The organism is Mycobacterium sp. 1081908.1, assembly GCF_001673535.1.
Classification (GTDB): domain Bacteria; phylum Actinomycetota; class Actinomycetes; order Mycobacteriales; family Mycobacteriaceae; genus Mycobacterium.
In genome coordinates, this window is the sequence record NZ_LZLY01000156.1 from 1 (window position 1) to 18,123 (window position 18,123).

At 68.9% G+C, this 18,123-nt stretch carries 17 protein-coding genes, 1 tRNA gene and 1 pseudogene; 13 read left to right on the forward strand and 6 right to left on the reverse strand.

What is annotated here, in order from left to right:
- Positions 1-63: 63 nt before the first annotated feature.
- Positions 64-270 (forward strand): annotated as a pseudogene (locus A5655_RS25450) (hypothetical protein); the annotation flags it as partial.
- A gap of 6 nt (positions 271-276) precedes the next feature.
- On the opposite strand, the gene A5655_RS25455 reads toward A5655_RS25450, so the two are convergent.
- Positions 277-1,290, reverse strand: coding sequence for a TIGR03617 family F420-dependent LLM class oxidoreductase (locus A5655_RS25455; RefSeq protein ID WP_067015409.1), 1,014 nt, complete (start codon positions 1,288-1,290; stop codon positions 277-279).
- 24 nt (positions 1,291-1,314) lie between these two features.
- Complete coding sequence (locus tag A5655_RS25460; RefSeq protein WP_067015442.1) at positions 1,315-2,229, reverse strand: GlxA family transcriptional regulator; 915 nt, start codon at positions 2,227-2,229, stop codon at positions 1,315-1,317.
- A 230-nt stretch (positions 2,230-2,459) separates the two neighbouring features.
- On the opposite strand from A5655_RS25460, the gene A5655_RS25465 reads away from it, so the two are divergent.
- The 6 genes from A5655_RS25465 to A5655_RS25490 all read left to right on the forward strand — a co-directional run bounded on the left by A5655_RS25465 (position 2,460) and on the right by A5655_RS25490 (position 7,316).
- The gene (locus A5655_RS25465; protein ID WP_067015445.1) at positions 2,460-3,110 is read left to right on the forward strand and encodes an HD domain-containing protein; all 651 of its coding nucleotides are present in this window, start codon (positions 2,460-2,462) and stop codon (positions 3,108-3,110) included.
- 183 nt (positions 3,111-3,293) lie between these two features.
- Entirely contained in the window at positions 3,294-4,688 is a 1,395-nt protein-coding gene (locus tag A5655_RS25470) for an NAD(P)/FAD-dependent oxidoreductase (RefSeq protein WP_231999272.1), read from the forward strand.
- Between the two features lie 115 nt (positions 4,689-4,803).
- Positions 4,804-5,454 carry an HD domain-containing protein gene (locus A5655_RS25475; protein ID WP_067015451.1) on the forward strand — a complete coding sequence of 217 codons (651 nt, stop codon included), beginning with the start codon at positions 4,804-4,806 and terminating at the stop codon, positions 5,452-5,454.
- A gap of 18 nt (positions 5,455-5,472) precedes the next feature.
- The gene (locus A5655_RS25480; protein WP_067015412.1) at positions 5,473-6,180 is read left to right on the forward strand and encodes a nitroreductase family protein; all 708 of its coding nucleotides are present in this window, start codon (positions 5,473-5,475) and stop codon (positions 6,178-6,180) included.
- 43 nt (positions 6,181-6,223) lie between these two features.
- Positions 6,224-6,709, forward strand: coding sequence for a cupin domain-containing protein (locus tag A5655_RS25485; RefSeq protein WP_067015414.1), 486 nt, complete (start codon positions 6,224-6,226; stop codon positions 6,707-6,709).
- 70 nt (positions 6,710-6,779) lie between these two features.
- Positions 6,780-7,316 (forward strand): cupin domain-containing protein, encoded by a 537-nt coding sequence (locus A5655_RS25490; protein WP_067015417.1) that lies wholly within the window; start codon positions 6,780-6,782, stop codon positions 7,314-7,316.
- Between the two features lie 4 nt (positions 7,317-7,320).
- Here the strand turns inward: A5655_RS25490 and A5655_RS25495 are convergent, their stop codons facing one another.
- The 4 genes from A5655_RS25495 to A5655_RS25510 all read right to left on the reverse strand — a co-directional run bounded on the left by A5655_RS25495 (position 7,321) and on the right by A5655_RS25510 (position 11,693).
- Positions 7,321-8,100 (reverse strand): IclR family transcriptional regulator, encoded by a 780-nt coding sequence (locus A5655_RS25495; protein ID WP_067015420.1) that lies wholly within the window; start codon positions 8,098-8,100, stop codon positions 7,321-7,323.
- A gap of 80 nt (positions 8,101-8,180) precedes the next feature.
- Positions 8,181-9,947: a glyoxylate carboligase gene (gcl, locus tag A5655_RS25500; RefSeq protein ID WP_067015423.1), complete on the reverse strand. Its 1,767-nt coding sequence runs from the start codon at positions 9,945-9,947 to the stop codon at positions 8,181-8,183.
- Positions 9,948-9,951: 4 nt separating this feature from the next.
- Entirely contained in the window at positions 9,952-10,836 is an 885-nt protein-coding gene (locus A5655_RS25505; RefSeq protein ID WP_067015424.1) for a 2-hydroxy-3-oxopropionate reductase, read from the reverse strand.
- Positions 10,833-11,693, reverse strand: coding sequence for a hydroxypyruvate isomerase family protein (locus A5655_RS25510; protein ID WP_067015427.1), 861 nt, complete (start codon positions 11,691-11,693; stop codon positions 10,833-10,835). Before A5655_RS25510 ends, A5655_RS25505 begins: the two co-directional genes overlap by 4 nt.
- Positions 11,694-11,941: 248 nt before the next feature.
- Here A5655_RS25510 and A5655_RS25515 point away from each other — a divergent pair, with 248 nt between their 5' ends.
- From A5655_RS25515 to A5655_RS27540, 6 genes are all read left to right on the forward strand, one after another.
- Positions 11,942-13,312 carry an FAD-binding oxidoreductase gene (locus A5655_RS25515; protein ID WP_067015431.1) on the forward strand — a complete coding sequence of 457 codons (1,371 nt, stop codon included), beginning with the start codon at positions 11,942-11,944 and terminating at the stop codon, positions 13,310-13,312.
- Positions 13,313-15,010: an L-lactate permease gene (locus A5655_RS25520; RefSeq protein ID WP_067015433.1), complete on the forward strand. Its 1,698-nt coding sequence runs from the start codon at positions 13,313-13,315 to the stop codon at positions 15,008-15,010.
- Positions 15,010-16,155, forward strand: a complete 1,146-nt coding sequence (locus tag A5655_RS25525; RefSeq protein ID WP_067015436.1) for a glycerate kinase — start codon at positions 15,010-15,012, stop codon at positions 16,153-16,155. Before A5655_RS25520 ends, A5655_RS25525 begins: the two co-directional genes overlap by 1 nt.
- Positions 16,148-16,759, forward strand: a complete 612-nt coding sequence (locus A5655_RS25530; protein ID WP_067015439.1) for a DsbA family protein — start codon at positions 16,148-16,150, stop codon at positions 16,757-16,759. Before A5655_RS25525 ends, A5655_RS25530 begins: the two co-directional genes overlap by 8 nt.
- 65 nt (positions 16,760-16,824) lie before the next feature.
- Positions 16,825-16,901: transfer RNA gene (locus tag A5655_RS25535), tRNA-Met, on the forward strand.
- Positions 16,902-17,507: 606 nt separating this feature from the next.
- The coding region (locus A5655_RS27540; RefSeq protein ID WP_156765036.1) for a PE family protein at positions 17,508-18,123 on the forward strand (616 nt) is incomplete at its 3' end.

Genomic DNA, 18,123 nt, shown 5'->3' on the forward strand with positions numbered 1-18,123 from the left:
GTGATGAAGTCGAGATCGTAGAACTCGCCGTGGTGATCGAGCTTGCCCGTGCGGAAGGCGGTACCCCCGGGCCCGCCGCCGCCCACCGCGGTGCCACCGTCCCCGGACGGCTCGACGACGCTGTCCCCGGCCAAAGCGGCCGCGCTGCAGGAGATCCAGGCCGCGATCGGCGCGGCGAAAGACGCCCAGAAGAAGGGCGATTTCGCCGCCTACGGCGCGGCGCTGCAGCGGCTGGACGACGCGATCAACAAGTACAACGCCACCAAGTAGCCGCGCTCAGCCCTGGAGCCGCCGGGCCACCTCGCCGTAGCGCTCGAAGCGCTCGCGGTCGCCCTGCGCGTTGTAGAACACCAACCGCGTGGCCATCCCGCCGTACTTGTCGGCCAGCGCGCCGGCCAACCCGTCCCACGTCGACTCGGTGGCGAAGGCGGCGATGTGCTCGTCGGAGATCTGGGCCGCCATGCCGGCGAAGTCCCCGGCCTTCTGCTTCTCGCGGATGCGTGCCGTCGTCCCCTCGAAGCCGGCCTCGTCCCAGATGAACGCGTAGTTGGGGGTGCTGCCGTAGAAGGACATGCTGGCGCGCACCGACTCGCGTTCGGTGTCGCGCTCCTCGTCGGTGTCCCCGACGATCGTCATCACCGGCACGATCACGGCGATGTCCGACCGCGAGCGCCCCGCTTTCGCCGCGCCGTTCGCGATGTTGGGCACGACATGACGGGCGAGATAGCCCGGCTCGCCGAGCGGGTGCACATGCACGCCATCGGCCACCTCGCCCGCCATCCGCAGCATCCACGGATTCACCGCCGCCACATCGACTTTCGGGTCCGGCGCGTCGATGGGTCCGGCGCTCCACTGCGGGGTGATGAAGTCGAGATCGTAGAACTCGCCGTGGTGATCGAGCTTGCCCGTGCGGAAGGCGGTGAAGCACGACTTCACGGCGAGCACGTAGTCGCGCAGCCGCGGGCCCGGGCGCTCGAAGGCCACGCCGTAGCGCCGCACGACGTGCGTGCGCACCTGGGTGCCCAGACCGAGCCGGAACTTCCCGCCGGTCGCTTCCTGAAGCTCCCACGCGGTGGCCGCCGTGATGAAGGGGCTGCGCGGGAACGCCACCGCGACACCGGTTGACAGCTCGAGACCGGGCGCGGCCTGCGACGCGACGGCGGCGTTGAGGTACGGCGTGCGACCGGTCTCGGTCAACAGCAGGCCGGAGAACCCCGCCGCCCGGGTGCGACGGGCCAAGTCACCGATCTTGTCCAGCGGCTGCGGGACCGCCATCACATCAATGTGCATGGCGGAACAGTATGCCGCCGTAACTTAGCCGCGGGACGCGGTCCGGAATCTGTCCCGGTAGGCCTTCGGCGAGACACCGAGCTGGTCGACGAATACCCGCCGCAGGCTTTCGGTGCTACCGAACCCGGCGAGGCGCGCCGTGTCGGCGACGCTGCGCCCCGCGTCGAGTGCGGCGCGGGCGGCGTCGATGCGCACCATCTCGACGTAGCGGGCCGGGGTGGTGCCGAGTTCGGATTGAAACAGCCGGGTCAGCTGCCGCGTGCTCAGGGAGGCCTGCGCGGCAAGCGTTTTCACGCTGTGGTTGGCCGCCGGGTCGGCCGAGATCGCCTCGGTGACCTTGCGCAGCGGGGACTGCGGCGGCGGCTGGGCCTCGACCAGCACGGAGAATTGCGACTGCCCGCCCGCCCGCTTGAGGTAGACGACCAACCACCGGGCCACATCTCGGACCAGCTCGGTGCCGTGATCCATTTCGACGAGCGCCAGCGCCAAGTCGATTCCCGACGACACCCCGGCCGAGGTGAAGACGTCGCCGTCGCGGACGAAAAGCGGGTCCGGCTCGACCGCGACGTCGGGAAAGGCCCGGGCGAACAACCGGGCGTCATGCCAGTGCGTGGTGGCGCGCCGCCCGTTGAGCAGGCCGGCCTGCGCCAGGATGAACGAGCCCGTGCAGATCGAGGCCAGCCGCCGGGTCCGCTCCGCGGCCGACTTGACCGCGTCGACGAGCGCCGGATCGATCGCGCGGCGCGGCAGGTCGTCGCTGCCGGCGACCATGATGATGTCGGCCGACTCGATCGACGAAAGCGCGTCCGTGACGCCCAGCCGGGTGCCGATCGACGTCGTGACGTCGCGGCCGTCCACCGATGCGATCTTTATTCGATAGTCGGCGCCGAATCGGTTGGCTTCGGCGAACACCTCGCCCGCCCCCGCGACGTCCAGCATCGTCACGTCGTCGAAGACGACGATGACCACAACCCGCGACCGCACACCGGCTTCCGCCACGGGCCCATTGTCGCAATCTGTGGCAAAGATGTCGCACCCGACCGTGCTGGCCGGCTATCGGCCGACGATCGCGTCGCGTTCTGTGGTGAAGGCGGCTCAAAAGCCCCGGGTGCCCGGAGCCGGGTGCCCGGACACTGATAGCCAGTATCGCCCAACTCAGGAGGTTGATCGTGGTCACCCAGCCGATCGAAGCCATCGCCGACATCGTCATCCCGGACACCAAGCTGGTGCGCGAGGTCACCGAGTACATTCGCGACGCCGAAGACGATCTGCTCTTCGACCATTCCCGCCGGGTGTTCCTGTTCGGTGTGCTGCAGGGCCGGCGCCGCGGGCTGCAACCGGACCTCGAATTGCTCTACGCCGGGGCGATGTTTCACGACCTCGGCCTCACCGAGCGCTACCGCAGCTCCACCCTGCGCTTCGAGGTGGACAGCGCCAACGCGGCGCGCGATTTCCTGTTGGAGCGCGGCGTCGACGAGGCCGACGCCAACAAGGTGTGGCTGGGCATCGCGCTGCACACCACGCCCGGCATCCCCGAGTTCCTCGAACCCGAAATCGCCTTGGTCACAGCGGGTGTCGAAACCGACGTGCTCGGCATCGGCCGCGAGGACCTCACGCCCGAATCCATCGACGCCGTGACGGCCGCCCATCCGCGCCCGGACTTCAAGCGGCGCATCCTGGCCGCCTTCAACGATGGCATGAAGCACCGCCCGCACAGCACGTTCGGCACGGTCAACGCGGATGTGCTGCAACACTTCGACCCGGCGTTCCGCCGTGACGACTTCGTCGAGATCATCCTCGGCAACGCCTGGCCCGAATAGCGCCGGCCGGCCGGTGATGTCGCGAACTGTGGGATAGCCGTCCGAAATCGGATCGGTGCCCGAGCGGTGCCCGCAGCACACTTTGGAAGGGCCGCCCAACGGGGCGCGGCCGGACAAGCGTCGAGGCCGGCTGACCGGCCTCGACTTCGCATGCCGCCGCCGCAGTGCTGCAACAGATTTGGGATGGGCGGCGAACCAAAGGAAAGCGTGGGTATGAACTCGTCTGAATCTCGGGGCGCCGCAGTGGTTCTCGGGGCCAGCGTCGCCGGGCTGCTGGCCGCGCGGGTACTCGCCGACTTCTACGCCACCGTGACCGTGGTCGAACGCGACGTCCTCCCGGACGGACCGCTGACCCGTCGCGGAGTGCCGCAGGGCGCTCAGCCTCACACCCTGCCGACCCGGGCGGCAGGGATCATGGACGAGCTGTTCCCCGGCTTTCTCGACGAGCTGGTTGCCGGCGGCGCACGGGTGTGGGACGACGGCGACCTCTCGCGGCTGGACTTGACCTTCAATGGACACCCACTGCTTCGTTCCGGCAAGATCCCCGACCCCGAGTCCATCGTTATTCACCATGCGCACCGGCCATTTATCGAGTGGCACTTGCGTCGCCGCGTCCGTTCCATTCCCAACGTGACGTTCCTGGACGGCCACGACGCGGTGCGGCTGACGTCGACCCCGCAGCGCGGGCGCGTGACCGGGGCCGTGCTGGCTGCGCGCGACTCGGGCGCCGAGCGGACCCTCGCGGCGGATCTCGTCGTGGATGCCACCGGGCGCGGCTCGCGCACTCCGATGTTCCTCCAGCAACTCGGCTACCGACGTCCGCGCGAAGACAAGTTGGCCGTGCATGTCACCTACGCCAGCATGCGCGTGCACGTCGCGCCGGGCACGCTGCGGGAGAACTTCACGATCACCGCGGCCGAGCCCGGGCGCCCCACCGCGTTTGCGATGTTCGGCGGTGAAAACGACACCTATGTGCTCGCGGTGCAAACGCTCGCCGGGCGGCCGGTGCCCACCGATCGCGCCGCCTTGCTCAACGGCCTGACCGACATCGCGCCCCCGCATGCCCTGGCCGCGGCGCGGTCTGCGGAACCACTCACCGATGTCGCGCAGTACAAGTTTCCCTCCAACCGGTGGCGACGCTACGACAAGCTCCCGCGCACGCCGGACGGTCTGATCGTGATGGGCGACGCGATGTGCAACTTCAATCCGCTTTATGGCCAAGGGATGTCGGTTGCCGCGATCGAGGCGCTGATCCTGCGTGACTGCCTTGAGGAAGGCGAAGAAGGCCTACCCCGACGGTTCTTCGGCCTCGCCGCCCAACACATCGGCGTGGCATGGCGGGCGGCGGTAAGTTCTGACCTGGCTTTGCCGCACGTAGCCGGGAATCGAACCGTGTCCGTGCGGCTCCGCAACGCCTTCTTGGACCACGTGCTGTCCGCCGCGGAGACCGAGCCGGTAATGGTCCAGAAATTCCTGCGGATGATGAACATGGTCAGTGATCGCGCCGAGTTGTTCCATCCGTCGACGGTGCTGCAGATGATCGCCAAACCACGTAAGCGCATGTACGCAATGAGATAAGGGCGCCACGCAACGCGATGCGTGTCGGATTCTGTGGGAAAGGCGGCCGGAACGGCACCGGTGAATGGCCGCGCGGCGCCGGAAGATGGAGCTAGTCCACGAAGGAGAGGCGATCATGGCGATTCAGTCCATCGAAACCATAGCCGGCATCGCCATCCCCGACACCGCGCTCGCGCGGGACGCGACCGACTTCGTCCGCGCCGCCGAAGACGACGTGCTGTTCCACCACTCACGGCGGGTGTTCCTCTTCGGCGCGCTACACGCTCGCCGCCTCGGCCTGGCTGTAGACGCGGAACTGCTCTACGTGGGCGCAATGTTCCACGACCTCGGCCTCACCGCGCGCTACGGCGCCTCGACCCAGCGCTTCGAGATGGACGGTGCCGACGCGGCGCGCGACTTCCTGCTCGGGCGCGGTGTCGGACAGGCCGACGCCGGCAGGGTGTGGCTCGGCATCGCCCTGCACTCGACGCCCGAAGTTCCCGCCCGGCTCGACCCCGAAACCGCTTCGCTCGCAGCCGGTGTCAAGACCGACGTGGTCGGCGTCGGGCTTGAGGCCCTGGACCCGGAAGCGGTCGACGCGGTGACCGCCGCCCACCCCCGTCCCGACTTCAAGAACCGCATCCTGGCGGCCTTCAACGACGGCATGAAGCATCGCCCGGACACCACCTTCGGGACGATGAACGCCGACGTGCTGGCGCACTTCGACCCCACGTTCAAGCCGGGGAACATGGTCGACTTCGTTCTCAGCAGCAGCTGGCCCGAATAGCGGAGAGGAGCAGGACAAATGGAGATTCACGAGGCGCTGTACACCACCAGGATGATGCGGCGGTTGCGGCCGGACCCGGTTCCGCTGGACGTGCAGGCCCGCATCCTCGATGCGGCCGTCCGCGCACCCAACGGCGGCAACACCCAACGCTGGCACTTTGTCGCCGTCGACGACCCGAAACTCATCCACGAGTTCGGCGAACTGTTCCGGCAGGCCCGCGCCCTTGAGTACGAGAAGTTCAGCACCGGGCAGGGACCGATGGTCGTGCCGGGGCCGGGCGCGGACCTCACCGCTCACGCCGAGACGATGCGCCGGATCAAGGGCTCCGGCAACTACCTGACCGACCACTTCGACGAGGTTCCCCTGTTGCTCTTCGTCTTCTCGATCGACGATCTCGGTGGCGCCAACATCTACCCCGCGATCTGGAGCGCCCTGCTCGCCGCCCGTGCCGAGGGCGTCGGCGGCGTCATGACGATGGTGCTCAACAACTTCCGGGACAAGGTCAACGAAATGCTGGGCGTGCCTGTCGAGGAAGGCTGGAAGATGTCGGCCATGCTGACCCTCGGCTACCCGCTGGGTAAGTGGGGCGTGGCGGCCAATCGCCGCCCGGTGCAAGAGGTTTCGTCCCGCAACCACTGGGATGCCCCGTTCGGTGTCGAGGTGCCACAACCGCTGTGGTCGCCTCAAGACGAACCGACGATGACGGGGTTGGCGGCCGCGGTCTAGTGGTGCCCCTGAACCATTCCGCGGCCCCGACCGTGAGGACACCGTGACGCCAGCCACCGGTCGGGACGCGTTGGAAGTCTTCGGACCCGTCGTGGAGTTCATGACTCCGCCGGACGAAAAGCAGTTCTGCGTCATGCGCGCGGTCATCCCGCCCGGGGTGGTGGTACCGCTGCACCGGCACGACGACTTCGAGGATTTCTACATCCTGGCCGGCGGCCACCAGGTGCTGGTCGAAAACCGCGGCGGGCTGGAATGGCGCGATGCCCGCGCCGGAGATTACGTCCGGGTGCCGGGCGACGTTCCGCACGCGCACCGCAACGTCTCACAAGAACCCGCCGTCGATCTGATCATCACGACGGCGCGCATGGGCCGGTTTTTTCGCGACGTCGGGCGGCCCGTGGGCTCGCCGCCACCGACCGCCCGAGAGGTGGCGCGCTTCGTCGAGACCGCGGGGCGGTACGGCTACCGGCTGGCGACGCCGGACGAAAACGTCGCGGTCGGGATCACCCTGCCCGTGTTCTCGGGATGACGGAGTGCGAGAAAAGTGGCATGGCTGCGCAAGTCGAAAACCGGTATAACAATTCCCGGAGGTGGGTCACATGGCCGGTGCGGGTGAAATCGGGGTCACGGTCGTCCAGCCCGGGGAGGGCGATCACGTGGCCCTGCCCGGTTTCGGCGCGGTGTTCAAGCTGTCCGGGAAGACCAACGGGGGCGAGGTCTCCATCGTCGAGCACCCGTTCGAAGTCGGCCTGCTGACCGCGGCGCACCGGCACACCCGCGAAGACGAGCATTCGATCGTGCTGGCGGGTGAGATCGGTTTCCGCTCCGATGACAGCGAAGTGGTCCTCGGTCCGGGCGGGTACATCACCAAGCCGCGCGGGCAGATGCACGCGATGTGGAACGCCGGCAGCGAGCCCGGCCGCATCATCGAGATCATCACCCCCGGCGGATTCGAGAATTACTTCCGCGAGCTCGGTGAGCTGCTCGTGGAGCACGCGAACGACCCGGTCGGCAAGGTCCTGCACGAACTGCCCGAATTCGGCGAGTTGGCAAACAAATACGGCCTGACGTACGGCAACCCGGAGTGGATGGACGACATTGCGCGGCGCTACGGGCTGAACCCGCCGTCGCACTGAGGTCCTATCCGGCGGCCTCCTTGTCGAACTCCGAGGCGATGTCGCGGGCGACGCGCTTGAGCAGGGGAGTGACCTCCGTGGCGGATTTCAGTGTGACGCGTGCCGCGGGGCCCGAGATCGAGATCGCCGTCAACGACGGCGCGTCGGGCACCGGCACGGCGAAACACCGCACACCCACCTCCTGCTCGCCCTCGTCGACGGCGTAGCCGCGGGACCGGCACAACTCGATGTCGCGGAGCAGCTCCTTGGGTGTGGTGTGGGAGTTCTCGGTCGCGGCGGGCATCCCGGTCCGCGCCACCAGGGCACGCACCGCGTCGTTGGGCAGCTGCATCAGCAGCGCCTTGCCGACGCCGGTGCAATGCGGGTAGACGCGGCGGCCCACCTCGGTGAACATCCGCATCGAGTGGGGCGAGGGCACCTGCGCGACGTAGACGGCCATGTCGTTGTCCATCAGCGCCATGTTCGCCGTCTCACCGGTGCGCTCCACCAGCTCGAGCAGATGCGGCCGAGACCAGGTGCCGACGAGGTGTGCGGCGCTCTCACCGAGCCGGATCAGCTTGGGCCCCAACGAGTAATGCCGATTCGGCAGCTGCCGCAGGTACCCCATGCCCAACAGGGTGCGCGCGAGCCGATGGATCGTCGGCGCCGGCAGATCCGCCCGCGCCGCGAGGTCGCCGAGCGCGCCGGTCCCGCCCATCGTCGCCAGGATCTCCAGCAGCTCGAACGCCCGCTCAACCGACTGAACGGCGCCCGTACGTGGGCTTTCCTGGGTACCGCGAGCCATCACCGCTTCCGATCCAGCCCCGAGGGCCCGTCATCCCGCCTGCGCTTTTTCGTATCACGAAATTGACGCCGGCAGCAAGGTCACTCGGAGGGCAGCGTCGCGAGCTCCTCGTATTCGCTGATGTTGTCGATGTCGGTGCCCATCGCGATGTTCGTGATCCGTTCCAGGAACACCTCGACCACGACGGGCACCTTGTGTTCGCGCGCGAGTTGTTGCGCCCGGCTCAGCGCCGGTCCGATGTCGGACGGCTCGGTGACCTGAATGGCCTTGCAGCCCAGTCCTTCCACGACGCTGCGGTGGTCGACCCCGTATCCCTTCGGCAGGTCGCTGTCCCCGGTCTCCTGGGCGTTGATGTTGTCGAAGGCCAGCGAGACGCAGTAGTCCATGTCGAAGTTCAGCTGGGCCTGGCGGATGAGCCCGAGGTACGAATTGTTCACCACCACATGGACATAGGGCAGGTTGAATTGCGCGCCGACGGCGAGCTCTTCGATCAGGAATTGGAAGTCGTAGTCGCCCGACAAACCGACGACCGTCGCGGTCGGGTCGGCGGCGACGACGCCCAGCGCGGCGGGCACCGTCCATCCGAGGGGTCCGGCCTGGCCGCAGTTGATCCAGTGCCGGGGCTCGAACACCTTGAGGAATTGGCCGCCCGCGATCTGCGAGAGCCCGATCGCCGTGACGTAGCGGACGTCGCGGCCGAAGGCGCGGTTCATCTCCTCGTACACCCGTTGCGGCTTGATCGGAACGTCGTCGAAGTGGGTCTTGCGATGCAGGGTCTCCTTGCGGTGCCGGCAGGCGCCCACCCACCCGCTCCAGTCGGGCAGCGTGCCCGCGGCGGCCCGCGCCGTCCCGAGCGCAACCAGCAGTTCCAGCGCCGCCTTGGCGTCGGAGACGATGCCAAGGTCGGGCGGGAACACGCGGCCGATCTGGGTGGGCTCGATGTCGATGTGCACGAAGCGTCGGCCGCGCCGGTAGGTGTCGAGCCCGCCGGTGTGGCGGTTGGCCCAGCGGTTTCCGATGCCGAGCACGAAATCGGACTCGAGCATGCTGGCGTTGCCGTAGCGGTGCGCGGTCTGCAGCCCGACCATGCCGGCGGCCAGCGGATGGTCGTCGGGGATCGCACCCCAGCCCATCAGCGTGGGCACCACGGGGACGTTGAGCACCTCGGCCAGCTCGACCAGTAGGTCGCAGGCATTCGCGTTGATGATGCCGCCGCCGGCGACGATGAGCGGGCGCTGCGCCGTCTGCAACATGTCGAGCGCCTTGTTGATCTGCGCCGGGCCGGCGCACGGTTTGTATACGGGCAGCGGGGCGTAAGCCGTTGGGTCGAAGTCGATCTCGGCGAGCTGCACGTCGATGGGCAGGTCGATCAGCACCGGGCCGGGCCGGCCCGATCGCATCAGGTGAAACGCCTGGGCGAACGCGCCGGGCACCTGACCGGGCTCGAGCACCGTCATGGCCATCTTGGTCACCGGTGCCGCGATCGCCGCGATGTCGACGGCCTGGAAGTCCTCCTTGTGCAGCTTGTTCACCGGCGCCTGCCCGGTGATCGCCAGGATCGGGATGGAATCCGCGCTGGCCGAATACAACCCGGTGATCATGTCGGTGCCCGCCGGGCCGGAGGTGCCGACGCAGACCCCGATGTTGCCGGCCGCGGCGCGGGTGTACCCCTCGGCCATGTGGCTGGCGGCCTCGACGTGCCGGGCCAGCACGTGCCTGATCCCGCCGTGGGCGCGCATCGCCGAATAGAAGGGGTTGATCGCCGCGCCGGGCAGGCCGAAGGCCTGTGTGGCACCCTCGATCTCGAGAATTCTTACGGCCGCGTCGACCGTGCGCATCCGCGTCATCGTGCTAGCTTTCCCCGCGTCCCGACAGCCGCTCGACGCCCAGCAGCAGGCCCGAGTGATCCAGGGCCCCGTCGCCGTTGGCGAGCGCGGACGCCATCAGCTGCGCGACCACCGCGCCGAGCGGGATGACGACGTCGGCCTCGCGGGCCGCGCCGGTCACGATGCCCATGTCCTTGTGGTGCAGCTCGATTCGGAAGCCCGGGTCGAAATTGCGGGCCAACATCTTCGCGGCCTTTTGATCGAGGACCGCCGAGCCGGCCAGACCGCCGCCCAGCACCTTGACCGCCGCGTCGAGGTCCACCCCGTAGGCCCGCAGGAAGGTGATCGCCTCGGCGAGGAGTTCGATGTTGCCCGCAACGATCAGTTGATTGGCGGCCTTGACGGTCTGGCCCGCCCCGTTGGGGCCGACGTGGACGATCGTCTTGCCGACGACTTCCAGGATCGGCTTGGCGGCGGCGAAGTCACGGTCGGTGGCGCCGACCATGATCGACAGCGACGCGTTCTGGGCGCCGGCCTCACCGCCGGAGACCGGGGCGTCGATGATGCGCAGGCCCCGTCGCTGCGCCTCCTGCGCCAGTTCCTTGGTGACGTCGGGGCGGATCGAGGAGAAGTCGATCACCAGGGTTTCGGGCTGGGCGTGCGCGAAAACCCCTCCCTCCGAGGACAACACGTCCTGCACATCGGGGGAGTCCGGAACCATGACGGCCACCACGTCGGCGTCCTTGACCGCCTCCTCGATCGACTCGGCCGCGAACCCGCCCGCCTCGACCAGCGCGGCGGCGCGCCCCGGCGATCGGTTGTAGCCGACGACCCGGTGGCCGGCCCGCGCCAGGTGGCACGCCATGGGGCTGCCCATGATGCCCAACCCGATGAAAGCGATGGTGCTCATTGGTTCCTCGTTCCCGCATGTGCCGCAAGGGATTCGATGTTGACGCCGCCGCGGCCCCGTTCGGCCGCCGGCAGCCAGTCGAAGGTGTCGGACCGGCTGCGCTTGTACTCCAGGCCGATGTACCCGTCGTAGCCGCGGTCGAGCAGTATTCCGACATATTTGTCGAGCGCGATCTCGCCGGTCCCCGGCTCGCCGCGGCCGGGCGCGTCGGCGATCTGGACGTGGCCGACCCGGTCGGCGTGCACGTGCAGCGCGGCGGCCACGTCGTCGCCGTTGACGTACAGGTGGTAGAGATCGGCCAGCACGCGCAGGTTTTCGTACCCCGACCGGCTGCGCACGCGCTCGACGACCCGGACCGCGTCCGCCACGGTCCTGACGGGGTAGCGGGGCGCGCCGCTGACCGGCTCGATCAGCACCGTCGCGCCGATGCGTTGGGCGGCCTGAGCCGCGTACGCGAGGTTCTCGGCCGCCACGTCGTCTTGGGCCGCCGGCGAAAAGCCCTCGATGCGGTTGCCGTAGAGCGCATTAAAGGCCCGGGTGCCCAGCGCCTTGGCGATGCCGACGGCGACGTCGACGCTGTCCCGGAACGCGGTCACCGACGCGGGGTCGGACACGATGCCGCGGTCGCCGGCGGGCATGTCACCGGCCGCGAAGTTCAGTCCGCTCAGCTGAACGCCGGCATCGCGGATCGCGCGGACGAACGGATCGACGTCGCCGTCGGGCGGTGCCGCCTCTGCGAAAGGCCACCAGAATTCCACCGCGTCAAAGCCCGCCGCCCGAGCGGCCGCCGGCCGCTTGAGCACGGGCAGGTCGGTGAACAGGATCGAACAGTTCACCGTGTAGGTCGCAGGCGACACGGCACTCCCCTCTGATAGTGATTCCGTAATACGAAATAGATGGATCGAATACCGAAATCAGTGAAGGCCTCCCTCAGGCCCGTTGTCAACCGCTGTGGAGCCGGTTTCACGGTGACGGCCGGTCAACCACGGTGAAGTTGGAAGAAGGACCTACTGACAACCGAGGTTTCCTTTGACAGTCAAACGTGAGCCATGCCACGGTGAAAAACGCGAAATGATAATTCCGACATACGAAATGGAACTCGCCAATGACGGCATTGGACGAACGCGGCGGCGACGTGCTCACCGGCATCCCGAACGTGCTTGTGCTCACCGACCCGGACGTGATCGAGAGCTATCGACAAGACCGGGCCAAAGATCCGGACGCCGGGCACCCGCTGGCCGTGGTGCGGGCCGGGAGCACCGAGGACGTTGAGGCCGTGCTGCGCTGGGCCGCCGCGGCCGGGGTTCCGGTGGTCCCGCGCGGAGCGGGCTCCGGTCTGTCGGGCGGCGCCACGGCGGTCGACGGGGGCATCGTGCTGACCACCGAGCTGATGCGGAACATCGACGTCGACCCGGTGACGCGAACCGCCGTGGTGCAACCGGGCCTCACCAACGCCGAGGTCAAACGGGCCGTCGCCGAGCACGGGTTGTGGTACCCCCCCGATCCGTCGTCCTTCGAATTCTGTTCCATCGGCGGCAACGCCGCGACCAACGCCGGCGGGCTGTGCTGCGTGAAGTACGGCGTCACAACCGATTACATCCTCGGGCTGGAAGTGGTCCTGGCCGACGGGACGGTCGTGCGCCTCGGAGGCCCGCGCCTCAAGGACTCGGCCGGCTTGTCGCTGACCAAGCTGTTCGTGGGCAGCGAGGGCACGCTCGGCGTCATCACCGAGCTGACGCTGCGGCTGCTGCCGCCGCAGCCGCCGGCCAGCACCGTGGTGGCTTCGTTCGCCTCGGTGCGCGACGCGGCCGAAGCGATCTGCAGCGTCACCCGGGCGATGCGGCCCGCGATGCTCGAGTTCATGGACCGCACCACGATCGCCGCGGTGGAAAGCCACCTCAGGATGGGCCTGGATCTCGGCGCCCACGCGATGCTCATCGCCCAGTCCGACTCGCCCGGCGACCGGGAAAACGAAATGGCCTTCATCGCACAAGCGTTCACGCACGCCAACGCCACCGACGTGTTCGCCACCGACGACCCGAAAGAGGGCGAGGCGTTCACGGCGGCGCGCAGATTCGCCATCCCCGCCGTCGAGCGCCTCGGCGACCTGCTGCTCGAGGACGTCGGCGTGCCGATGCCGGCGCTACCCGCGCTGATCGAGGGCATCGAGGCCATCGCCGACCGGCGCGGCATCGTCTGCGCGGTCATCGCTCACGCCGGCGACGGCAACACCCACCCGCTGATCTTGCACGACCCGGCCGATGCCGACCAGTCCCGGCGCGCGCACCTGGCCTTCGGCGAAATCATGCAGCTGGCAATCGAACTCGGCGGCACCATCACCGGCGAGCACGGCGTGGGCCGGCTCAAGAAGGCCTGGCTGCCCGATCAAGTGGGCCCCGACGTGATGGAACTGACCCGGCGCATCAAGCGGGCGCTGGATCCGCAGAACATCCTCAACCCCGGGGCGGTGCTCTAGATGTTTCAGCCCGACTACACGCCCGTCGCCCATTCCCTCGGATGGAGCGCCGCCGTCGCGGCGCTGCCGCTGATCATCATGTTCGTCCTGCTGGGCGGCCTTCGGATGCGGGCGCCCGTCGCGGCCGCTGTCGGCGTTGCCACGGCGGCGCTGATCGCCTGGGGCGTCTATCACATGCCCGCGGCCCAGGTCGCCGACTCGGCCGCGCTCGGGTTCGCCTACGGCATGTTTCCCATCATGTGGTTGGTGCTCAACGCGATCTGGATCTACAACCTGACCGTGCAGACCGGCCATCGCGACGTGCTGTGCAGGTCCATGGCGTCGATCTCCCCGGACCAGAGGATCCAGGCCGTCATCGTCGCCTTCTGCTTCGGCGCGCTCATCGAGGGCCTGGCCGGTTTCGGCACCCCGGTGGCGATCACCTCGCTGATGCTGGTTGCGCTGCGCTTCTCGCCGCTGAAGGCCGCCGCCGTGGCGCTCGTCGCCAACACCGCCCCGGTCGCCTTCGCCTCCTTGGGGATTCCGATCGTCGCCCTGTCCGGGGTGACCGGGCTGCCGCTCGACACGCTCGGCGCGATGGTCGGCCGGCAAACCCCCATCCTGGCGTGCATCGTCCCGTTCATCCTGATCTTCATGGTCGACGGCCGCAACGGGCTCAAGCAGGCCTGGCCGGCGGCCGCGATGGGCGGGGGCGTCTACGCGATCGTCCAATTCCTATGCTCCAACTTCTTTTCCGTCGAGCTCACCGACATCGCCGGATCCATCATCAGCGCCGGCTCCATCGTGCTGTTGCTGCGGGTCTGGCGCCCGAAGGCCCCACTGGACGGCGCGGAGGTTGCCCATGGTAGCGAAACCGAAGGCGCGACAGGCCCGTTGAGCCGCCCACACGCCGTGCTTCCGAATGGATCCGTGCTGACCGCCCGCCCGGCGAGCGGGGTGCGCGACGAGGTGGCCGACTCCCGCAAAGACGTCCTGCTCGCCTACGCGCCGTACGTGATGGTCACCGTGATCTTCTCGCTGTCGATGTGGAAGCCGTTCACCGCGCTGCTCAAACGCGGCGGCACCAGCGTCGCCTGGCCGGGTCTGCACGTCGCCAACGCCGCGCACAAGGCCTCCCCGCTGACCATCTACAAGCTCGACTTTCTCGCCGCAGCGGGCACATTGCTGTTCGTCAGCGGGCTGCTCACCATGCTCGTGCTGCGCACTTCCGCGCGCCAGGCGGCCCGGGCGTACGTGCAGGCCGCGATCCAATTGCGCAGCGCCGCAATAACAGTCGGCTTGGTGCTGGCACTGGCGTACCTGCTGAACCTGTCCGGCGAAACCACCACGCTGGGCCTGTGGATCGCCGGCGCCGGTGGCCTGCTGGGGATCGTCTCGCCGATCATCGGCTGGCTCGGGGTCACGGTCACCGGGTCGGACACCTCCTCCAACTCGCTGTTCGGGGTGCTGCAGGTCAGCGCGGCGCACGCGGCCGGGCTCAGCCCGACCCTGCTGGCGGCGGCCAACTCGTCGGGCGGCGTGATCGGGAAGATGCTCTCGCCGCAGAGTTTGGTCATCGCCACCGCCGCGGTGCAGATGAAGGGCAAAGAGGGCGACCTGTTCCGCACGGTGTTCAAGTGGAGCCTGCTGTTGCTGGCCCTGATGTGTTTCCTGGTGTACCTGCAGAGCACCTCGTGGCTCGGCTGGATGGTCGTTTGATGGGCGGCCACATCGTCCTGGCGCCCGACAAGTTCAAGGGATCGTTGCGGGCGGACGAGGCCGCGCGGGCGATGGAGCAGGGTGTGTGGCGGGCCGACCCGCGGGCGACCATCGTCGCCTGCCCCGTCGCCGACGGCGGGGAGGGCACGCTAAATGCCGTCCTGGCCACCGGGTTTGAGCGCATGCCCGCCTATGTCAGCGGCCCGACCGGTGCGGGGGTGCACACCGCGTACGCGCGGAGGGGCAGGCGCGCGGTCATCGAGCTGGCCGACGTCTGCGGCCTGCAGCGGCTGCCGTCCGGGGCGCCGGCGCCGATGACCGCCACCACCTACGGGTTGGGCAGCATGATCGGCCGCGCGCTCGACGACGGCTGCCGCGACATCGTCGTCACCGTCGGGGGGAGCGCGAGCACCGACGGCGGCGCCGGCATGCTCGTCGCGCTGGGTGCCGAAATCCTTGACCACCAAGGCAACCCGGTCCCGCACGACGGTCACGGTCTGGCGCGGGCCGATCGGCTCGACCTGAGCGGGCTGCATCCCGCCATCGGGCGGAGCGCCTTCACGCTCGCCGCCGACGTGGACAACCCGCTGTGCGGACCGCACGGTGCCGCGATCGTCTACGGGCCCCAGAAGGGCGCCGACGGCGACCAGGTGGCCGCGCTCGACCGCGGGCTGTCCCGATGGGCGGACATCGTCGACCGGGCGACCGGCACCGACTGCCGAAACCACCCCGGCGCCGGCGCCGCGGGCGGCGTCGGATTCGCGGCGCTGTCCGTGCTGGGTGCACGCATGCGTCCCGGCATCGAAATGATCCTCGAACTCATCGAGCTGGACCGAAACCTGTTGGGCGCCAAGGTGGTATTGACCGGGGAGGGATCGCTCGACGTCCAATCCCTGCGCGGCAAGGCGCCCGTCGGCGTGTCCCGGCGTGCCCACCGCCACGGCGTGCCGACGTTCGCCATCGCCGGGGTGTCGACCCTGACCGGGGCCCAGGCCCGCGCGGCCGGCTTCGCCGCCGTCCGCACCCTGAACGAATTGGAACCCGATCTGCGGCGCTGCACCACGCACGCCGCCGGTCTGCTGACGCGGGCCACCGAAGCGCTGATCCGGGAATCCACGCCGCGCCGGGGAGGACACGATGAGTGAGCCCTACTACGACGAACGCGCGGTGCTGCACTGGTACGACTTCGCGTGCCCGTTCTCCTATGTCGGGCAGCACCGGACGGCCATCCTCGTCGAGGCCGGGTTCGACGTCGTCCTGCTGCCGTTTCAGGCGCACCCCGGCATCCCGCCCGGCGGCGTGCCGATCAGGTACGGCCACGGGCCGCGGCACGCGATGATCGAGCGGCAGGCCCGCGCGGTGGGGATGCCGCTGCGCTGGCCCCGGCGGATACCGCGCAGCCGCAGGGCGCTGGCGGCCGCCGAGTGGGCGCGGCTCAATCAGCCCGACGCGTTCGCCGAACTGCACCGCCGGCTGTTCGACGCGCACTTCGTGTTCGGCGAGGACATCGACGATCAGGCCGTCGTCGACCGGCACGCCCTCCTGGCCGGGGTCGACGTGGGCCGCCTGCACGCCGCGCTGACCGATGGCAGCGCGGGGGCCGCCGTCGGCCAGGCGGAGTGGGTCGCGCGGCACCGCGGCGTCGACGGCACGCCGGCCTGGCTGGTCGACGGGCGGTTGATGATCGGCCTGCAGCCCGCGCGCGACTTCGTGCGCCTCCGCGAGCTGACCGCGCGCGTGCGCCGGTAAAAGCGGCCTGGTCAGCCCGCGATTTGGCCGCCGCGACGCGGGTTCGGTAACCTGTCATTTACCAACGCGGGGTGGAGCAGCTCGGTAGCTCGCTGGGCTCATAACCCAGAGGTCGCAGGTTCGAATCCTGTCCCCGCTACCAGGTGAAATGGCTCCCGGAGACTTCTCCGGGGGCCATTTTCATGCCCATTGGGAACACTTTTGGCGCCGGGCAACCACCGAGTTCGGCCATGGCGGCGCTGGCGGCACCGGCCGCAACGCGCCCACCGGTCGCCGCGGCAAGGGCGGTGGCCCCGGGCTGACGGCGCCGGCGGTCACGGCGGTCACGGCGGCCCCGGCGGCGACGGCGGCACCGGCCCCGCCGGCGAAGGCACCCGCAGCCAGCCTGGTCACCCCTACTAGCCTCAGGCCGCCCTCCGCTATCCGAAGATGCCTGAAAGCGGCTTGTGCTACTGCGATCACCCTACGCTTTGGAGCGTTTTCAACATGGCTCGACGACCGTGCCAGGCGACGCGACCAGATCCAGTTGCGCCGAGGCGTAACACCCGCTCCCAACCGCGTTCGGAGTGTGCGCACGAAAACCCTTGAAGCACAACGCTTAGAGTTTGCTGTTCCGGGCCATCTGTCCGCATTGATGAAAACTCCGTTTGCGCTGCCGTGATCGCGCTACGCTATTGAGCGTTTCGACAGGGCTCGACGACCGCGCCAGGCGACCGCCGGGTCGTGAAGTGCCGGTCGGAGGTACGGAATGTCGTATGTGATCGCGGCGCCTGACGTAATAGCGGCAGCCACAACAGATTTGGCAAACATCGGTTCGACAATCAAAGCGGCCTCCGCGGCCGCTGCGCCGCCTACGACAGGCGTGGCCGCGGCGGCGGCCGACGAGGTATCGGCGGCTGTCGCCGAACTGTTCGGCTCACACGCGCAGGCCTATCAGGCACTCAGCGCGCAGGCGACTGCTTTTCACGGCCAGTTCGTAGCGCTACTAAAAGCCGGCGCCGGGCAGTACGCAGTTGCCGAGGCCAGCATCGGTCAGGATCTGCTCAACACCGTCAATGCGCCTACCCAAGCGCTTGTGGGACGACCCCTGGTCGGCAACGGCGCCGACGGGGTTGCCGGCGGCACGTTGGCGCAAGCCAATGGGGGTGCCGGCGGGATTTTGTTCGGTAATGGCGGGGCCGGTGCGACCGACGCGGCTGGACAGGGCGGCACCGGCGGGGCCGGCGGGCTGATCGGGAGTGGTGGTGCCGGCGGTGCGGGCACTGGCGGCGGTGCCGGTGGTCGCGGCGGTGCCGCCGGCGCGGGCGCCGACGGCGCGCCCGGAGGGACCGGCGGCCGCCTACGGCAAGAACGGCGGCCTCGGC

What these genes read in the sequence shown, in the direction of transcription:
- A5655_RS25460 (WP_067015442.1), bottom strand. Translation starts at nt 2,229, where the DNA reads ATGCTGGACGTCGCGGGGGCGGGCGAGGTGTTCGCCGAAGCCAACCGA.
- A5655_RS25525 (WP_067015436.1), top strand. Translation starts at nt 15,010, where the DNA reads ATGGGCGGCCACATCGTCCTGGCGCCCGACAAGTTCAAGGGATCGTTG.
- A5655_RS25530 (WP_067015439.1), top strand. Translation starts at nt 16,148, where the DNA reads ATGAGTGAGCCCTACTACGACGAACGCGCGGTGCTGCACTGGTACGAC.
- A5655_RS25490 (WP_067015417.1), top strand. Translation starts at nt 6,780, where the DNA reads ATGGCCGGTGCGGGTGAAATCGGGGTCACGGTCGTCCAGCCCGGGGAG.
- A5655_RS25515 (WP_067015431.1), top strand. Translation starts at nt 11,942, where the DNA reads ATGACGGCATTGGACGAACGCGGCGGCGACGTGCTCACCGGCATCCCG.
- A5655_RS25470 (WP_231999272.1), top strand. Translation starts at nt 3,294, where the DNA reads ATGGGCGGCGAACCAAAGGAAAGCGTGGGTATGAACTCGTCTGAATCT.
- A5655_RS25455 (WP_067015409.1), bottom strand. Translation starts at nt 1,290, where the DNA reads ATGCACATTGATGTGATGGCGGTCCCGCAGCCGCTGGACAAGATCGGT.
- A5655_RS25520 (WP_067015433.1), top strand. Translation starts at nt 13,313, where the DNA reads ATGTTTCAGCCCGACTACACGCCCGTCGCCCATTCCCTCGGATGGAGC.
- A5655_RS25505 (WP_067015424.1), bottom strand. Translation starts at nt 10,836, where the DNA reads ATGAGCACCATCGCTTTCATCGGGTTGGGCATCATGGGCAGCCCCATG.
- gcl (WP_067015423.1), bottom strand. Translation starts at nt 9,947, where the DNA reads ATGACGCGGATGCGCACGGTCGACGCGGCCGTAAGAATTCTCGAGATC.
- A5655_RS25495 (WP_067015420.1), bottom strand. Translation starts at nt 8,100, where the DNA reads ATGGCTCGCGGTACCCAGGAAAGCCCACGTACGGGCGCCGTTCAGTCG.
- A5655_RS25480 (WP_067015412.1), top strand. Translation starts at nt 5,473, where the DNA reads ATGGAGATTCACGAGGCGCTGTACACCACCAGGATGATGCGGCGGTTG.
- A5655_RS25475 (WP_067015451.1), top strand. Translation starts at nt 4,804, where the DNA reads ATGGCGATTCAGTCCATCGAAACCATAGCCGGCATCGCCATCCCCGAC.